16 protein-coding genes are annotated in these 14,232 nt (G+C 69.2%); 5 read left to right on the forward strand and 11 right to left on the reverse strand.

All coding sequences use genetic code 11. The annotated features are described in order from the left end of the window. Nucleotides 1-35 precede the first annotated feature (35 nt). The 4 genes from rplI to rpsF all read right to left on the reverse strand — a co-directional run bounded on the left by rplI (nt 36) and on the right by rpsF (nt 1,725). Nucleotides 36-482 carry a 50S ribosomal protein L9 gene (gene rplI, locus SMD20_RS30225; protein ID WP_329587821.1) on the reverse strand — a complete coding sequence of 149 codons (447 nt, stop codon included), beginning with the start codon at nt 480-482 and terminating at the stop codon, nt 36-38. 15 nt (nt 483-497) lie between these two features. Next, a complete protein-coding gene (gene rpsR / locus SMD20_RS30230) occupies nt 498-734 on the reverse strand; it encodes a 30S ribosomal protein S18 (protein WP_020543048.1) in 237 nt (78 codons plus the stop codon). 63 nt (nt 735-797) lie between these two features. Further along, a complete protein-coding gene (locus SMD20_RS30235) occupies nt 798-1,355 on the reverse strand; it encodes a single-stranded DNA-binding protein (protein ID WP_329587825.1) in 558 nt (185 codons plus the stop codon). Between the two features lie 79 nt (nt 1,356-1,434). Beyond that, the gene (rpsF, locus tag SMD20_RS30240) at nt 1,435-1,725 is read right to left on the reverse strand and encodes a 30S ribosomal protein S6 (protein ID WP_055504125.1); all 291 of its coding nucleotides are present in this window, start codon (nt 1,723-1,725) and stop codon (nt 1,435-1,437) included. Between the two features lie 191 nt (nt 1,726-1,916). On the opposite strand from rpsF, the gene SMD20_RS30245 reads away from it, so the two are divergent. Beyond that, nucleotides 1,917-2,228, forward strand: a complete 312-nt coding sequence (locus SMD20_RS30245; RefSeq protein WP_329587829.1) for a hypothetical protein — start codon at nt 1,917-1,919, stop codon at nt 2,226-2,228. Nucleotides 2,229-2,297: 69 nt separating this feature from the next. Here the strand turns inward: SMD20_RS30245 and SMD20_RS30250 are convergent, their stop codons facing one another. Next, a complete protein-coding gene (locus tag SMD20_RS30250; protein WP_329587833.1) occupies nt 2,298-2,474 on the reverse strand; it encodes a hypothetical protein in 177 nt (58 codons plus the stop codon). 74 nt (nt 2,475-2,548) lie between these two features. Here SMD20_RS30250 and SMD20_RS30255 point away from each other — a divergent pair, with 74 nt between their 5' ends. Beyond that, nucleotides 2,549-3,292 carry a deoxyribonuclease IV gene (locus SMD20_RS30255; RefSeq protein WP_329587836.1) on the forward strand — a complete coding sequence of 248 codons (744 nt, stop codon included), beginning with the start codon at nt 2,549-2,551 and terminating at the stop codon, nt 3,290-3,292. 63 nt (nt 3,293-3,355) lie between these two features. On the opposite strand, the gene SMD20_RS30260 is transcribed toward SMD20_RS30255, so the two are convergent. The 4 genes from SMD20_RS30260 to SMD20_RS30275 all read right to left on the reverse strand — a co-directional run bounded on the left by SMD20_RS30260 (nt 3,356) and on the right by SMD20_RS30275 (nt 8,942). After that, entirely contained in the window at nt 3,356-4,420 is a 1,065-nt protein-coding gene (locus SMD20_RS30260) for a mannosyltransferase family protein (protein WP_329587839.1), read from the reverse strand. Continuing rightward, entirely contained in the window at nt 4,417-5,739 is a 1,323-nt protein-coding gene (locus SMD20_RS30265) for a glycosyltransferase family 87 protein (protein ID WP_329587842.1), read from the reverse strand. Before SMD20_RS30265 ends, SMD20_RS30260 begins: the two co-directional genes overlap by 4 nt. Beyond that, entirely contained in the window at nt 5,736-8,318 is a 2,583-nt protein-coding gene (locus tag SMD20_RS30270; protein WP_329587844.1) for a transglycosylase domain-containing protein, read from the reverse strand. The genes SMD20_RS30265 and SMD20_RS30270 overlap by 4 nt, the downstream gene beginning before the upstream one ends. Before the next feature lie 237 nt (nt 8,319-8,555). Further along, the gene (locus SMD20_RS30275) at nt 8,556-8,942 is read right to left on the reverse strand and encodes a DUF5318 family protein (RefSeq protein ID WP_329587847.1); all 387 of its coding nucleotides are present in this window, start codon (nt 8,940-8,942) and stop codon (nt 8,556-8,558) included. A gap of 134 nt (nt 8,943-9,076) precedes the next feature. Between SMD20_RS30275 and SMD20_RS30280 the strand changes: the two genes are divergently transcribed. Beyond that, nucleotides 9,077-9,661, forward strand: coding sequence for a PadR family transcriptional regulator (locus tag SMD20_RS30280; protein WP_091088297.1), 585 nt, complete (start codon nt 9,077-9,079; stop codon nt 9,659-9,661). Between the two features lie 13 nt (nt 9,662-9,674). Next, a complete protein-coding gene (locus tag SMD20_RS30285; protein ID WP_329587852.1) occupies nt 9,675-10,754 on the forward strand; it encodes an inositol-3-phosphate synthase in 1,080 nt (359 codons plus the stop codon). 77 nt (nt 10,755-10,831) lie between these two features. Here the strand turns inward: SMD20_RS30285 and idi are convergent, their stop codons facing one another. Then, nucleotides 10,832-11,416: an isopentenyl-diphosphate Delta-isomerase gene (idi, locus tag SMD20_RS30290; protein WP_329587855.1), complete on the reverse strand. Its 585-nt coding sequence runs from the start codon at nt 11,414-11,416 to the stop codon at nt 10,832-10,834. 107 nt (nt 11,417-11,523) lie between these two features. Here idi and SMD20_RS30295 point away from each other — a divergent pair, with 107 nt between their 5' ends. Further along, entirely contained in the window at nt 11,524-12,810 is a 1,287-nt protein-coding gene (locus SMD20_RS30295; protein ID WP_329587857.1) for an MFS transporter, read from the forward strand. Here the strand turns inward: SMD20_RS30295 and SMD20_RS30300 are convergent. Then, complete coding sequence (locus SMD20_RS30300) at nt 12,790-14,205, reverse strand: CCA tRNA nucleotidyltransferase (protein WP_329592720.1); 1,416 nt, start codon at nt 14,203-14,205, stop codon at nt 12,790-12,792. The genes SMD20_RS30295 and SMD20_RS30300 overlap by 21 nt on opposite strands. Between the last annotated feature and the right edge of the window lie 27 nt (nt 14,206-14,232).

The raw sequence follows: 14,232 nt of genomic DNA on the forward strand, positions 1-14,232 counted from the left end.
CACCGCAGGGTGAGGGGCTTCCGTCGGGGCCGGGCTCAGCCGGCGACGACCTCGACGTCCAGCGAAGCCGACACCTCGGGGTGCAGCTTCACGGTGATGCGGTGCGAGCCGACGCTCTTGATCGGGTTGACGATCTCGATGCGGCGGCGGTCGAGCAGGGGCCCGCCGGCGGCCTTGACGGCGTCGGCGACGTCGCCCGTGGTGACTGAGCCGAACAGGCGGCCGGAGTCACCCGCGCGGGTGGCCAGGCGCACCTTGAGGGCGCCGAGCTGGCCGGCGACCTCCTTGGCGGTGCCGAGGTCACGGATCTCGCGGGCGTCGCGAGCCTTGCGGATGGTCTCGATCTGCTTCTCGGCGCCGCGCGTCCAGCGCATGGCGTAGCCGCGGGGAATGAGGTAGTTACGGCCGTAGCCGTCCTTGACCTCGACGACGTCGCCAGGGGCACCGAGGCCGGAGACCTCGTTGGTGAGGATGAGCTTCATGTCGACAGAACCTCCTTAGCGCGCGGTGCTCGTGTAGGGCAGCAGAGCCACCTCACGGGCGTTCTTGATCGCGGTCGCGACATCGCGCTGGTGCTGGGTGCAGTTGCCCGTCACCCGGCGCGCACGGATCTTGCCACGGTCGGAGATGAACTTCCGCAGCAGGGCCGTGTCCTTGTAGTCGACGTAGGAGATCTTGTCGTGGCAGAACAGGCAAACCTTCTTCTTGGGCTTGCGCAGTGCCGGCTTGGCCATCGTGGTGCTCCTCTCAGAGCCCCGCCTTTCGGGCGGGAATGGTCTCGGACTGATGGACAGGGATTAGAAGGGAGGCTCGTCGCTGAAGTCGTTGCCGCCGCCGAAGCCGCCGCCGCTCTGCTGGCCGCCGCCGTAGCCGCCACCGCCACCGCCACCACCGAAGCCGCCGCCGCCCTGCGGCGCGGCCGGGGTCGCGGAGGCCCACGGGTCGTCGGCCGGGCCGCCGCCGAAGCCGCCACCGCCGCCGCCCTGACGGGAGGTGCGGTTGACCTTGGCGGTGGCGTTGCGCAGAGACGGGCCGACCTCGTCGACCTCGACCTCGTAGACCGTGCGCTTCTCGCCTTCCTTGGTCTCGTAGGACCGCTGCTTGAGCCGCCCCTGCACGATGACCCGCATGCCGCGCTGCAGGCTCTCGGCGGCGTTCTCCGCCGCCTGCCGCCACACGTTGCAGGTCAGAAAGAGGCTTTCGCCGTCCTTCCACTCGTTGGTCTGGCGGTCCATGAACCGCGGAGTGGACGCGACGCGGAAACGAGCCACCGCTTGCCCCGTCGGGGTGAAGCGCAGCTCGGGGTCGTCGACGAGGTTGCCGACGATGGTGATTACGGTGTCGCCTGCTGCCATGGCTTGCGCTCGCCTTCCTGCACGCCTCTTCTTGGGTTACGGCTCAGACTACGGCTGCCTCCCGACAAAAAGTCGGCAGTCAGTGCACGTCGGGGCGGAGCACCTTCGTGCGCAGGATGCCCTCGTTGAGGTTCATCTGCCGGTCGAGCTCCTTGACCGTCGCGGGCTCCGCGGACAGGTCGATGACGGCGTAGATGCCTTCCGACTTCTTGTTGATGTCGTAGGCGAGCCGGCGGCGGCCCCAGACGTCGACCTTCTCCACGGTGCCGCCGTCGTTGCGGACCACGGTGAGGAACTGGTCAAGGGACGGCGCGACAGTGCGCTCGTCGAGTGAAGGGTCCAGGATGACCATTACTTCGTAACGACGCATGCGGACTCCGACCTCCTCTGGACTTTTGCGGTCACGACACTCTGCCGTGACAGGAGGATGCTGACGCATGAACCGGGAACGCCCATTTCGGCGTCGCCGGGGTGATGGATCACCCATCACAACGCAGCGTGTCCCAGGTTACCAGCCATCAGTACGTGGGAAGGCACCTAGCAGACAAGGGGGTGGTGGCAGTGCCACATGTGCTTCAGCCCTCCCAAGGGGAGCGGTTCAGGCTCACGCTCAACAGTGACGGGGTCTCGCACCCCACCGAGAACATCCTGTCCGTCGCCACGCTGGTCCTGGGTCTCGTGGCCTTCATCTCTACCTTCTGGCCGGCCGCGCACGTCGTCTCGTCCTGGGCGGGCTCGCTCGGCTTCGCCGTCGGCATGTTCTCCCAGTACGTCTCGGTGACCACGCCGCAGCGCTCGGTCAACATCGTCGGACTGGTCGGCTCGTTCGTGGGGGCCGCGCTCGGCATCGCCCACGGCGGGTTCCTCCCCTAAGGATCACTTCGCAAGGCGACGGCCCCGGTCCGACCGGGGCCGTTGTCTGTGTCGCTCGTGCTATGTCGCTCAACCGATGTGCAGGTCGATCCCCAGCAGCACCAGGAACCAGAGGAAGACCGCCAGCAACGCCTCGGCGACGTCCCTGAGCAGACCGGGCGTGATGTAGTCGTAGACCCATGCCACGTAGATGCCGATGATCACGTAGACCAAGACGATCAGCGCACGTAAGCGCCACCTCGACATATCGATTCTCCTCGCGTAGGGGGCCCTTGGCGACTGCCCTCTTGCGCCTGCACCAAACGGATAAGCTCGGTGACATGGTGCGCATCGGAGCTCATGTCGATCAGGACGACCCGGCCGCCCGCGCAGGGGAGATCGGCGCGGAGGTGGTCCAGTTCTTCCTCGGCGATCCACAGGGCTACGCCAAGCCGGTGCTGCCCGCCAAGCCGGTCGAAGGCGTGGACGTCTACATCCACGCCCCCTACCTGATCAACGTGGCGACCACCAACAACCGCATCAGGATCCCCAGCCGCAAGCTGCTGGAGCAGCATCTCAAGGCGGCCGCCGGGCTGGGCGCGAAGGGCCTGGTCGTGCACGGCGGGCACGTCAACAAGAGCGACGACCCGCAGACCGGCTTCGACAACTGGCGCAAGGTGTTCGAGCGCATGGAGTGCCCGATCCCCGTGCTGATCGAGAACACCGCGGGCGGCGGCAACGCCATGGCCCGTACGCTGGAGCGCATCGGCCGGCTCTGGGACGCCCTCGACGGCTTCGACGTCGGCTTCTGCCTCGACACCTGCCACGCGCACGCGGGCGGCGAGGAACTGGTCGACCTGGTCGAGCGGGTCAAGGCCATCACCGGCCGGATCGACCTCGTCCACTGCAACGACTCACGCGACGAGTTCGGCTCCGGCGCCGACCGGCACGCCAACCTCGGTCAGGGCAGGATCGACCCCGAGCTGATCCTGGCGGTCTGCCGCGCGGCCGGCGCGCCGATCGTGGTGGAGACGCCGGGCGACGGCCAGGCGGACGACATCGCGTTCCTGCGGAAGAACCTGTGATCTTTACACACAGGCTGTGGATAACTTCCCTGGATTACCGAGACGGAAGAACGGGTAGAGATCTCAGCCCGCCCACGCGCTGCTGAGAAAACGCATCGTGTTCAGCAGCATGAGCGGCCCGCACACCATCACGTACAACGCGATCACCCATCGCCGCCGGGTCGCCACCTTCGCCACGAGCACCCACAGCGGGAACCACAGCAGCAGCGAACGCGGGATCGACAGGTAGTACGCCGACGTCATCAGCGCCCCCGCCTGCGCCCCCGTGTAGACCAGCTCGCTCCACCGGCGCAGCGCGAGCAGCCACACCAGCACGGCGACCGCCACCACGGCGCCGGCGATCTCCATGCGGAAGGCCACCGCGTTCTCGTCGCCGCCCATGGCCGTACCCCACGTCGCCTGCCACGCCTCCCACGGCCAGACGAACTCCCGGCCCCACCCGGCCTCCTGCGCGTGCTTCCACGCCAGCCAGTCGCCCGAGCGGGAGTAGTGGAAGAACGAGTACGCCGCCAGCGGCAGGAACGGCACCACCAGCCATCCCGCCCGGCGCGGCGACTCCCGCCGCACCACGAACTCCACGACCAGCGCCACGGCCAGGAACAACCCGGTGATCCGCACGCCGGACGCCCCCGCCGCGAGCAGCGCCGCCGCCGCCCAGCGGCCCTGCCTGGCGGCCAGCCACGCCGGGATCGCGAAGGCCAGGAACAACGCCTCGCTGTAGCCCGCCGACAGGAACACCGCCAGCGGGAAGGTCAGCAGCGCCGCCACCGCCATCCACCCGTCGGCGCCCTCCAGCTCGGCCAGCCGGGCCAGCGCCACCATCGCGACCGCGCCCGCCACCAGCGAGATCAGCAGCCCGGCCGTCTCCCAGTCGGGCACCACGAGGTGCACCACCCGCAGCACGGCCGGCAGGCCGGGGAAGAACGCGGGCAGCCCGGCGTCGGGGGGACGGCCTGGCTCGCCGTCGTAGCCGTATTGGGCGATGGTGATGAACAGCCCGGCGTCCCACTTGCGCCACTGGTCGGCGTAGCCGGCGAACGTCGCGCCGAGCAACGTCGCCACCAGCAGCCCGGCCCGCGAGCCGAACCAGAGCAGCAGCGCGTCCCGTGCGGCGGAACGAGTGATCATCGCAGGACGGTGGCCAGCGTGAACCGGTCGGGCGCGCCGTCGAAGACCCCGCCCGTCTGGTCGTCGAGGTCCTCCTGCCGGACCACGTCCTTGTCCGGGCGCAGGATGTCGCGCACCACGAACGCCATCATGATCGCGATGGTGATGATCCGCCCCCAGACCGCCGTGAAGTAGGTGTCATCGCCGATGCCCAGATCGTCCCGGTCGAGCGGCGGCTGCGAGAGCAGATAGAGCCAGATCGCGGCGAAATACCACAGCTCGGCGAGCTGCCACAGCGCCAGCGGCTTCCAGTTGGGCCGGGCCAGCACCGCGAACGGCACCAGCCACAGCACGAACTGCGGCGACCACACCTTGTTCGTCATCATGAACGCGGCCAGCGCCAGGAAGCAGAGCTGCGCGAGCCGCGGCCGGCGCGGCGCGGCCACCGCGAGCACCGCGATGCCCGCGCACATGAGCGCCAGCGACACCATGCCGAGTGTGCTCACGTCGTTCTCGCCGAGGATGTGCCAGCCCTTGGTCTGGAAGAACAGCCACGGCGAGCCCCAGTCGACCCCGCGCTCGGCGGAGAAGACGTAGAACCGGCGCCAGCCCTCCCACGCCAGCAGCATGAAGGGCAGGTTGACCACGAGCCACGCGCCCGCCGCCGAACCCATCGTGACCAGGAACGGCCGCCACTTCGCGGTACGCAAGGTGAGCAGGAACAACGCCCCGGCGAACATCAGCGGATAGAACTTCGTGGCGATCGCCAGCCCCAGCAGCACCCCGGCGAGCACCTGCCGCTGCCTGGCCCAGGCCAGCAGCATGCCCATCGACAGCGCGCCCGCGACGAGGTCCCAGTTGATGTACGCGGCCAGCACCACCGCCGGCGAGATCGCGTACCAGAGCGCGTCCCAGCGGCGGGTCGGCCCGGCCACCGCGGCCATCAGCAGCACGCCGATCACCAGGCAGGCGCCGAGCAGCACCACGGTCAGGTCGTAGAACTTGACCGCCTGCCCGACCACGTCGTCCTCCACCCACCGGACGACCCAGCTGATCACCTGCATGACCTCGCCCAGCACCACCGGGTATTCGACCTGCTTGTCGAACGGCACCTCGGCGAAGTAGGGGTTCTGGGTGGACAGGCTGCGGTCGAAGAACAGCGGGTAGATGTCGGTGTAGCAGAAGTTCGTGTACGTCGTGACCTGGTCGTTCCAGCCGCCGGTGCGGCAGGGCAGGCGCACGACGTACGCGAGGCTCGCGCCCAGGGCCGCGATCAGCCCCAGGGGCAGGAAGGGGATGGCACGCGCCACCAGCGGGACGCGTGCCTCGATGCTGGTCACCAGCCCTCTCGTCCCGAGGGAGGCGGGGCGAACGCGCCGCCGAACCCGCCGAACCCGTCGTTGTTGCCGTTGCCCTGGTTGGGGTTGCCGTTGCCCTGGTCGGGGCCGCCGTCGTCGTTGATGCCGAAGTTGTCGTCATCGCCGGGGCCCTGCTCGTCACAGGGCTGGACCAGACAGTCCTGGTTGCCGTTGCCGTTGTCCTCGTTGCCGCCGAAGGGGTCGTCGCCGTCGAACGGGTCGTCGGTCTTCGTCGGCGTCGGCGTGGGCGTCGGGCTCGGCACGATGTTCTCCGGCAGGCCCACGTCGGACTTCTGCGGGAACTGCTCGATCGGCTTGCCCTCGTGCGCGGCCAGCATGAACTTCTGCCAGGCGATGGTGGGCGGGCCGGCGCCCTCGAAGCCGAGCGAGACCTCGTACGGCCTGGTGTAGGGGTTGTCGGGGCCGTACTTCTTGCTCTCCTTGCCCCTGGGCGTGATCGGGCAGTTGGAGTGCAGCGGCGGGACGACCTTGCCGGTCTTGGTCCGGCACTCCTCGCGGTAGAACCCGACCGCGGTGGAGATCTGCGGGGTGTAGCCGACGAACCAGGCGCCGTTCTCGTCGTTGTTGGTGCCGGTCTTGCCGGCGGCCGGGCGGTTGCCGAGGCCCTTGCCGGCCGCGGTGCCGCTGCGCAGCACCTCCTGCATGGCCACGGTGGAGTCGGCGGCCACGCCGGCGTCGATGACGTTCTTCGACACCCGCTGCTCGCCGTAGACCACCTTGTTGCCCTGCTTGACCTCCTTGATCACGTGCCAGCGGGTGTACTTGCCGCCGTTGGCGAAGATCGAGTAGCCGGCGGCCTGCTCGACCGGGGTGACCGGGGCGCTGCCGATGGCGAACTGGTAGTGGTGCTCCTCGATGTCCTTCTTCATGTCCTTGGGGTCGAAGCCGGCCGCCTCGACGAGGCTGCGCACCTCGTCGAGCTGACCGGGCAGCTTGTACGCCATGGACACGAACGCGGTGTTGACCGACTGCGCGGTGGCCTTGACGACGTCGACCGCGACGCCGACGTTGTGGCTGTTCTTGATGCCGCCGGCCTGCTGGCCGGGCAGTTTCTCCGGCACCGTCGCGTTGCCGGGCACGTAGCTCTTGAGCGAGTAACCCGCCTGGAGCCAGGCGGCCAGCACGTACGGCTTGAACGCCGAGGCGGCCTGCTTCTTCGAGTCGAAGGGCTCGTTCCAGGGGTCGGTGACGTAGTCGGTGCCGCCGTAGAAGGCGATGACCCGGCCGTTCCTCGGGTCCACCGCGGCGAGACCGGCGTGGTACTCCTTGCTCATCGACGCCATGGTGCTGGTCACCGCCTCCTTGGCGGCCAGCATGAGCTTACGGTCGAAGGTGGTGACGATGCGGAAGCCGCCGCTCCTGACCTCGTCCTCGCTGAGACCGCGGGCCTCCAGCTCCTTCAGCACCACCCGGACCATGTAGCCCTTGAGGCCGCCCATCTCGTTGCGGGTGTCCAGCTTGACCGCCTTGGGGAACTTCGCGGTCTGCGGGAGGGTGCCGTACTTGTCCGGCCACTGCTTCGCCATGTAATCGACGACGGTCTTGAAGCGGTTCTTCAGGCCGTCCGCCTCGGGCGTCCAGGCCGGCTGCTGGATGCGGGCGGCGAGGTAGGCGGCCTGCGAGGGGGTCAGCTTCGCGGCGGTGGTGTTGAAGTACGCCTTCGCGGCGGCCTCCGCGCCGTAGGCCCGGCCGAAGGGGACCGTGTTGAGGTAGCGCTGGAGGATCTCGTCCTTGGCCAGCGTCTGGTTGAGCTTGACCGCGATGAAGATCTCGTTGACCTTGCGCTTGACCGACACCTCGCGGCTCAGGCCGTCGTAGTAGTTGCGGGCCATCTGCTGGGTGATGGTCGAGGCGCCCTGGATCTGCTGGCCGGTCGCGGTCATGTAGACGGAGCGGAAGATGCCGGAGATCGAGATGCCCGAGTCCTCGTAGAACTCGGGGTTCTCGATGGCGATCACCGCGTCGCGCAGGACCGGGGACATCTGGGACAGCTGCACGATCTCACGCTTCGTGCCCAGGCTGGCGATCTCCCGCTTGCCGTCGGCGTAGTAGATCGTGCTCTGCTGGGCGATCGCGTCGGCCTGGGTGCCGGTGGGCACCTCGGTGTTGGCGTAGGCGACCATGATCATGCCGAACAGGCCGGCCGCGATGACGACGAAGCCGGCCACGAGGAGCTTCCAGCTCGGCAGGAACCGGCGCCAGCCGCCGCGGCCGCCGCCGTCCTTCTCGCCGGGCGGGCCGGGCGGGCCGGGAGGCTCGGGCGGGCCGCCCTGGGCGCGCCTGCGCGAGCGGCGCGGGCCCTCGGCCACCATGGTTTCCTGATTGCCGGCCGCGCGGGTGTCGGCACGCTCCTGCCTGGCGCGGCGCCCGGGACGCTGCTGCGGCTGGCCGCCATGGCCGGGGGCGCCCGGGGGGAAGCCTTCGCCGGGGGCACCCGGGGGGAAGCCCTCGCGCCGCGGCGGCATGGGCTCACGCCGGGGCTGCTGCGGCTCGTGAGGCTGCGCGCCGTAAGGCTGCTGGTCGTACTGCTGGGCGGCCATCGCGCCCGTCTGCTCGTACGCGGCTTCAGGACGACGCGGCGGCTGCGGCTGGTTCCAGGAAGATTCGCCGGTTTGAGGTGGAGAACCTTGGGGCACAGAACGGGATGAAGTGGAGCGACGGCGCCTCCCCGGGCGAGCCGATCCCTCATTCATGCTGTTACTCACACGTCCTCGCACTGTCGTCGGAACAAAAGCGGCGGTTGGGCGTGAGGTTCCTCGGCGCCCTCGGTGGTGTCGTCACGCCTGGCCTGCGGGCTCAGGCGGTCCGTTCCCGAGGACGTACGAAACCGTCAGGTGGTTCCAGGAACAACCCTGACAGACCTCGACGACGTACACCCGGAACTCATCGTAATCATGTGCCATGGCTGCGAGCTCCGAAGCGACCTTTGCCTGTCCGGCATGTGAGCCGAGCGAATCGCCATAGACATAGGTCACGTGGGTGACGTTCTCCCTCTCGCACACCGGGCAGAGACGTTCGGTCGGCTCGCCGAAGTGGCGTGCCGCGCGAAGGAGGTACGGCTGTGCGTCACAGACGTCACCGCGCGCAGTGCGCCCGGAACGCAGGGAGCGGACGACCGCCCTTTTCGCGAGGCCGTAATCCACCACCCTTCGCTGTGACCACATGAGCGCCAGACTACGGCGTTTCAGCGGATCATCCCAACGCCTTGAGAAATCCATAGATTGCCGCGATATAGCGGAGCGACGTATCCTGGGGATGTATCGACTCGATACATCGACGCGAGAGGAGGGCGGTTCCCATGGCCGGCGGACAGGGCAGGGTCTTGGAACTGGCCGTGCTCGGGTCGCTGCACGAGACGCCTCTCCATGGCTATGAGCTGCGCAAACGCCTCAATGCGCTGCTGGGCATGTTTCGCGCGTTCTCCTATGGCTCTCTGTATCCCTGTCTGCGATCGCTCCTGGCGCGCGGCCTCATCACGGAGGAGCAGCCCGCTCCCACCGCGATCGTCGGCGGCCGTTCAAAGATCGTTTACAGGCTGACCGCCGAGGGCAAGGAACGGCTGCAGGAGCTGCTGACGCAGGCCGGGCCCTCCGCATGGGAGGACGAGAGTTTCGGTGTGCACTTCGCGTTCTTCCGGCACACCGAGGCCGAGGTGCGGCTGCGCATTCTCGAAGGCCGCCGTAGCCGGCTTGAGGAGCGGCTCGACGCGGTGCGGACGGCGCTGGCACGCACCAGGGAGCGTCTCGACAGTTACACGCTCGAACTGCAGCGTCATGGGCTCGAGTCGGTCGAGCGCGAGGTGCGCTGGCTCAACGAGCTGATCGCAACGGAGCGTCGGGCCTCAGAAGGGCCCGAGAGGGATACCACGTCAACTGATGAGTAAGGGAGCGAGTGCGATGGGTTCGGTCCGCGTGGCCATTGTCGGTGTCGGCAACTGCGCGTCGTCGCTGGTCCAGGGCGTTCACTATTACAAGGACGCCGACCCGGACACACGGGTCCCTGGCCTGATGCACGTGAAGTTCGGCGACTACCACGTCGGCGACGTCGAGTTCGTCGCGGCGTTCGACGTGGACGCCAAGAAGGTCGGTCGCGACCTCTCCGAGGCGATCGTCGCCAGCGAGAACAACACGATCAAGATCTGTGACGTGCCGCCCCTGGGGGTGACGGTCCAGCGCGGTCACACCTTCGACGGCCTCGGCGAGTTCTACCGGGAGATCATCGAGGAGTCCGACGAGGCTCCGGTCGACGTGGTCCAGGTGCTCCGCGACAACCAGGTCGACGTCCTGGTGTCCTACCTGCCGGTGGGCTCGGAGGACGCCGACCGCTTCTACGCGCAGTGCGCGATCGACGCCAAGGTCGCCTTCGTCAACGCGCTGCCGGTCTTCATCGCCTCCGACCCCGAGTGGGCCGCGAAGTTCACCGAGGCGGGCGTGCCGATCGTCGGCGACGACATCAAGTCGCAGGTCGGCGCCACCATCACGCACCGCGTGCTGGCCAAGCTGTTCGAGGACCGCGGGGTGGAGCTGCTGCGCACCTACCAGCTCAACTTCGGCGGCAACATGGACTTCATGAACATGCTGGAGCGCAAGCGCCTCCAGTCGAAGAAGATCTCCAAGACGCAGTCGGTCACCTCGCAGATCCCGCACGAGATGGGCAAGGCCGACGTGCACATCGGGCCGTCGGACCACGTGCCGTGGCTGGACGACCGCAAGTGGGCGTACGTGCGGCTGGAGGGGCGCTCCTTCGGCGACACGCCGCTCAACCTGGAGTACAAGCTGGAGGTCTGGGACTCGCCGAACTCGGCCGGCATCATCATCGACGCCGTGCGCGCCGCCAAGATCGCCCTCGACCGCGGCGTCGGCGGGCCGATCCTGTCGGCTTCCTCCTACTTCATGAAGTCGCCGCCGAAGCAGTTCTCGGACGACGAGGCCCGCGAGTACGTCGAGAAGTTCATCCGGGGCGAGGTCGAGCGCTGACCCACTGACCTCGGACAACGGCGCCGCGCTCCTGGTGGGGTGCGGCGCCGTTCGCGTGCTCAGGCCCGTTCGCGTGCTCAGACCCGGGCGGCCGGCGGCAGCTCGGCGGGGGAGGCGGGCTCCCAGGTCAGCGGGTCGCAGCCGAGCTCGGCGAGCAGCGGCACCTGCTCGCGGCACCACGGCGAGAGCGCCAGCAGGCCGTTCTGGGCCCCCTCGGCGAACTCCTTCCACGGCATCCACATCGTCTCCCCCACCTCCTCCGGGTTGGGCTCCGCCGGCCCCTCGACGACCACCCGGTAGACCGGGCAGAGCTCGTGCTCGACGATGCCGTTGGCCATGACGGCGCGGTAGGAGAAGCCGGGCAGCATCAGGTCGGCGCCCTCGGAGCGCAGCCCCAGCTCGTACGCCAGCCGCCGCACCACCGCCCGGCCGAGCGCCTCGCCCGGCAGCGGGTGGCCGCAGCAGCTGTTGGTCCACACCCCCGGCCAGGTGACCTTGTGGTCGGCCCGCCTGGTGAGCAGCACCCGGCCTTCGCCGTCGAAGACATAACTGGAGAACGCCAGGTGAAGAGGCGTCTCCGGGCCGTGCACCGACGTCTTGGGCGCGGTGCCGAGCGCGCGTCCGTCACGGTCTACCAGCACAACGTGTTCCTCGGTCGTCACGCTTCGAAGCGTACGCAATGACGGCCGTCACGAGAAACATCGGGATCGGCCTGCTGCTCCCGCCTCTCGGGCGTCGGGACCGGCGCGGGCTTGGCTAGGCTGACGGCGTGTCCTTCGTCGCCGATCTCCGCGTGGTCCTCCGGGGCAGAGACTTCAGGCATCTGTTCGGCACGCGGCTGGTCTCCCAGTTCTCCGACGGGATCTTCCAGTTCGCGGTGACCGGGTTCGCCTTCTTCAGCCCCGAGAGCAAGACCACCGCGTTGCAGGTGGCGGCGGGGCTCGCGGTGCTGCTGCTGCCCTACAGCCTGCTCGGGCCGTTCGTCGGCGTGTTCATCGACCGGTGGCCGCGGCGGCAGGTCCTGGTGCTCGCGCCCGTGGCGCGCGGCGCGCTGCTGCTGGTGGCGGCCTGGCTGGTCGCCGCCGACGCGCCCGACCCCGCCTTCTACGCGGCGGCGCTGGCCGTGCTCGCGGTCAACCGGTTCTTCCTGGCCGCGCTCGGCGCCTCGCTCCCCCACGTCGTGCCGACCGAGCGGCTGCTCTCGGCCAACGCCGTCGTGCCGACCTCGGGCACGGTGGTCACGTTCGTCGGCGTGGGCGTCGGCTTCCTGCTGCGCGCGCTGGTCGGCGGCGACGACACCGGCGTGGCGGTGCTGCTGGTCGTCTCCGGCGTGGTGTTCGCGCTGAGCTCGCTGATCGCCCGCCGCATGGACCGCATGCTGCTCGGCCCCTGGCCCGACCCCGACCGGCCGCAGGCCCGCGAGGCGCTCAGCAACGTCGTGGTCGGCCTGGCCGACGGCGCGCGGCACCTGATCGGCCACCGGATCGCGGCCGGCACCATGGGCGCGATGGCCGCCCACCGTTTCTTCTACGGCATCGCGACCGCCCTCGGCATCATCCTCTACCGCTACTACTTCACCGACGGCGACCCCGACGCCGCGCTCAAAGGCATCGGCCTGGTCGTGGCCACCTCCGGCGTCGGCTACTTCGTGGCGGTGCTCATCACCCCCTACGCGACCGAGCGGTTCACCATCGAGCGCTGGGTGCCGATCGCGCTGACCGCGGCCGGCGTGCTCACCGCGGTGCTGGTGCTGCCGTTCCAGGAGTGGGGCCTCGCCGCCGCCGGGTTCGTGCTGGGGGTGGCCGGGCAGAGCGTGAAGATCTGCGCCGACACCACCGTGCAGCGCGACGTCGAGGACATCTATCGAGGCCGCGCGTTCTCCATCTACGACATGCTCTTCAACGGGATGTACGTGCTCGCCGCGGCCCTGTCGGCGGCCATCCTGCCGGCCGACGGCAAGTCGTACCTCGCGGTGGCGATCATGGCGGTGGGCTATCCGCTCGCGGCGCTCGCCTACCGGGCGATCGCCGCGCGCTCACGGGCGGAGCTGGCCTGACCCACTGTCGGCCGACCTCGACCACTCCAGGAGCGCCTCGGTCGCGGCCTCCTTGCCGATCACGCCCTTGTCGAGCCTGAGGTCGAGCAGGAACTTGTAGGCCTTGCCCACGACCGGCCCCGGCCCGACGCCCAGCACCCGCTGGATCTCGTTGCCGTCGAGCTCGGGCCGGATCTTGGCCAGCTCCTCCTCCTCGGCCAGCCGCTCGATGCGCTCCTCCAGGTGGTCGTAGGTGCGCGAGAGCGCGGCCGCCTTGCGCTTGTTGCGCGTGGTGCAGTCGGCCCTGGTCAGCTTGTGCAGCCGGGAGAGCAGGTGACCGGCGTCGCGGACGTAGCGGCGCACCGCGCTGTCGGTCCACTCGCCGCTGCCGTAGCCGTGGAAGCGCAGGTGCAGCTCGACCAGCCGGGAGACGTCGGCCACGACATCCTTGGGGAACTTCAGCTCGCTCATGCGCTTCTTGGTGAGCTGCGCGCCGACCACCTCGTGGTGGTGGAACGACACCCGGCCGCCCGGCTCGTGCCGGCGCGTCTTGGGCTTGCCGATGTCGTGCATGATCGCCGCCCAGCGCAGGATGCGGTCGGCCTTGCCGTCCTCCTCCTGGGCGATGGCCTGGTCGAGCACGGTCAGCGTGTGCTCGTAGACGTCCTTGTGCCGGTGGTGCTCGTCGATCTCCAGGCGGAGCCTCGGCAGCTCGGGCAGCACGTGGGCGGCGAGGCCGGTCTCGACCAGCAGCCGCAGCCCCTCGCGGGGGTTGGCGCCGCAGATCAGCTTGTCCAGCTCGTCGCGGATGCGCTCGGCGGAGACGATCTCGATCCGCTCGGCCATCGCGGTCATCGCTGCCAGCGCGGCGGGATCGACGGCGAAGCCGAGCTGCGAGGCGAACCTGGCCGCGCGCAGCATCCGCAGCGGGTCGTCGCCGAACGAGCGCTCGGGCGGGCCGGGGGTGCGCATCACCTTCGCGGCCAGGTCGTCGAGCCCGCCGTAGGGGTCGACGAACTCGTGCCCGGGCAGGCGCACGGCCATCGCGTTGACCGCGAAGTCGCGCCGCTCCAGGTCGGCCTGCAGCGTCTCGCCGTACATGACCTCGGGCTTGCGCGACTTCGGGTCGTACGACTCGCTGCGGTAGGTGGTGATCTCGATCAGCCAACTGCCCTTGCGCAGGCCGACGGTGCCGAAGTCGATGCCGATCGTCCACACCGAGTCGGCCCAGTCACGGACGAGCTCCAGCACCCGCTCGGGGCGCGCGTCGGTCGTGAGGTCGAGGTCGTTGCCGACCCGGCCGAGCAGGAGGTCGCGCACCGGGCCGCCCACCAGGGCCAGCTCGTGCCCTTGCGCGGCGAACAGGCGGCCGAGCTCGTCGGCCACCGGGGCGATCTTGCGGAACAGGTCGGTCATCGCCCGCCGCTGGCCTTCGGTCAAAGT

The sequence above is a fragment of the Nonomuraea sp. LP-02 genome (assembly GCF_036289125.1).
Taxonomy (GTDB): Bacteria; Actinomycetota; Actinomycetes; order Streptosporangiales; family Streptosporangiaceae; genus Nonomuraea; species Nonomuraea bangladeshensis.

Excerpts from the sequence above, each read along its gene's own strand:
- rplI (WP_329587821.1), bottom strand. The coding sequence starts at position 482 with ATGAAGCTCATCCTCACCAACGAGGTCTCCGGCCTCGGTGCCCCTGGC.
- rpsR (WP_020543048.1), bottom strand. The coding sequence starts at position 734 with ATGGCCAAGCCGGCACTGCGCAAGCCCAAGAAGAAGGTTTGCCTGTTC.
- SMD20_RS30235 (WP_329587825.1), bottom strand. The coding sequence starts at position 1,355 with ATGGCAGCAGGCGACACCGTAATCACCATCGTCGGCAACCTCGTCGAC.
- rpsF (WP_055504125.1), bottom strand. The coding sequence starts at position 1,725 with ATGCGTCGTTACGAAGTAATGGTCATCCTGGACCCTTCACTCGACGAG.
- SMD20_RS30250 (WP_329587833.1), bottom strand. The coding sequence starts at position 2,474 with ATGTCGAGGTGGCGCTTACGTGCGCTGATCGTCTTGGTCTACGTGATC.
- SMD20_RS30255 (WP_329587836.1), top strand. The coding sequence starts at position 2,549 with ATGGTGCGCATCGGAGCTCATGTCGATCAGGACGACCCGGCCGCCCGC.
- SMD20_RS30260 (WP_329587839.1), bottom strand. The coding sequence starts at position 4,420 with ATGATCACTCGTTCCGCCGCACGGGACGCGCTGCTGCTCTGGTTCGGC.
- SMD20_RS30270 (WP_329587844.1), bottom strand. The coding sequence starts at position 8,318 with ATGGCCGCCCAGCAGTACGACCAGCAGCCTTACGGCGCGCAGCCTCAC.
- SMD20_RS30275 (WP_329587847.1), bottom strand. The coding sequence starts at position 8,942 with ATGTGGTCACAGCGAAGGGTGGTGGATTACGGCCTCGCGAAAAGGGCG.
- SMD20_RS30280 (WP_091088297.1), top strand. The coding sequence starts at position 9,077 with ATGGCCGGCGGACAGGGCAGGGTCTTGGAACTGGCCGTGCTCGGGTCG.
- SMD20_RS30285 (WP_329587852.1), top strand. The coding sequence starts at position 9,675 with ATGGGTTCGGTCCGCGTGGCCATTGTCGGTGTCGGCAACTGCGCGTCG.
- SMD20_RS30300 (WP_329592720.1), bottom strand. The coding sequence starts at position 14,205 with ATGACCGACCTGTTCCGCAAGATCGCCCCGGTGGCCGACGAGCTCGGC.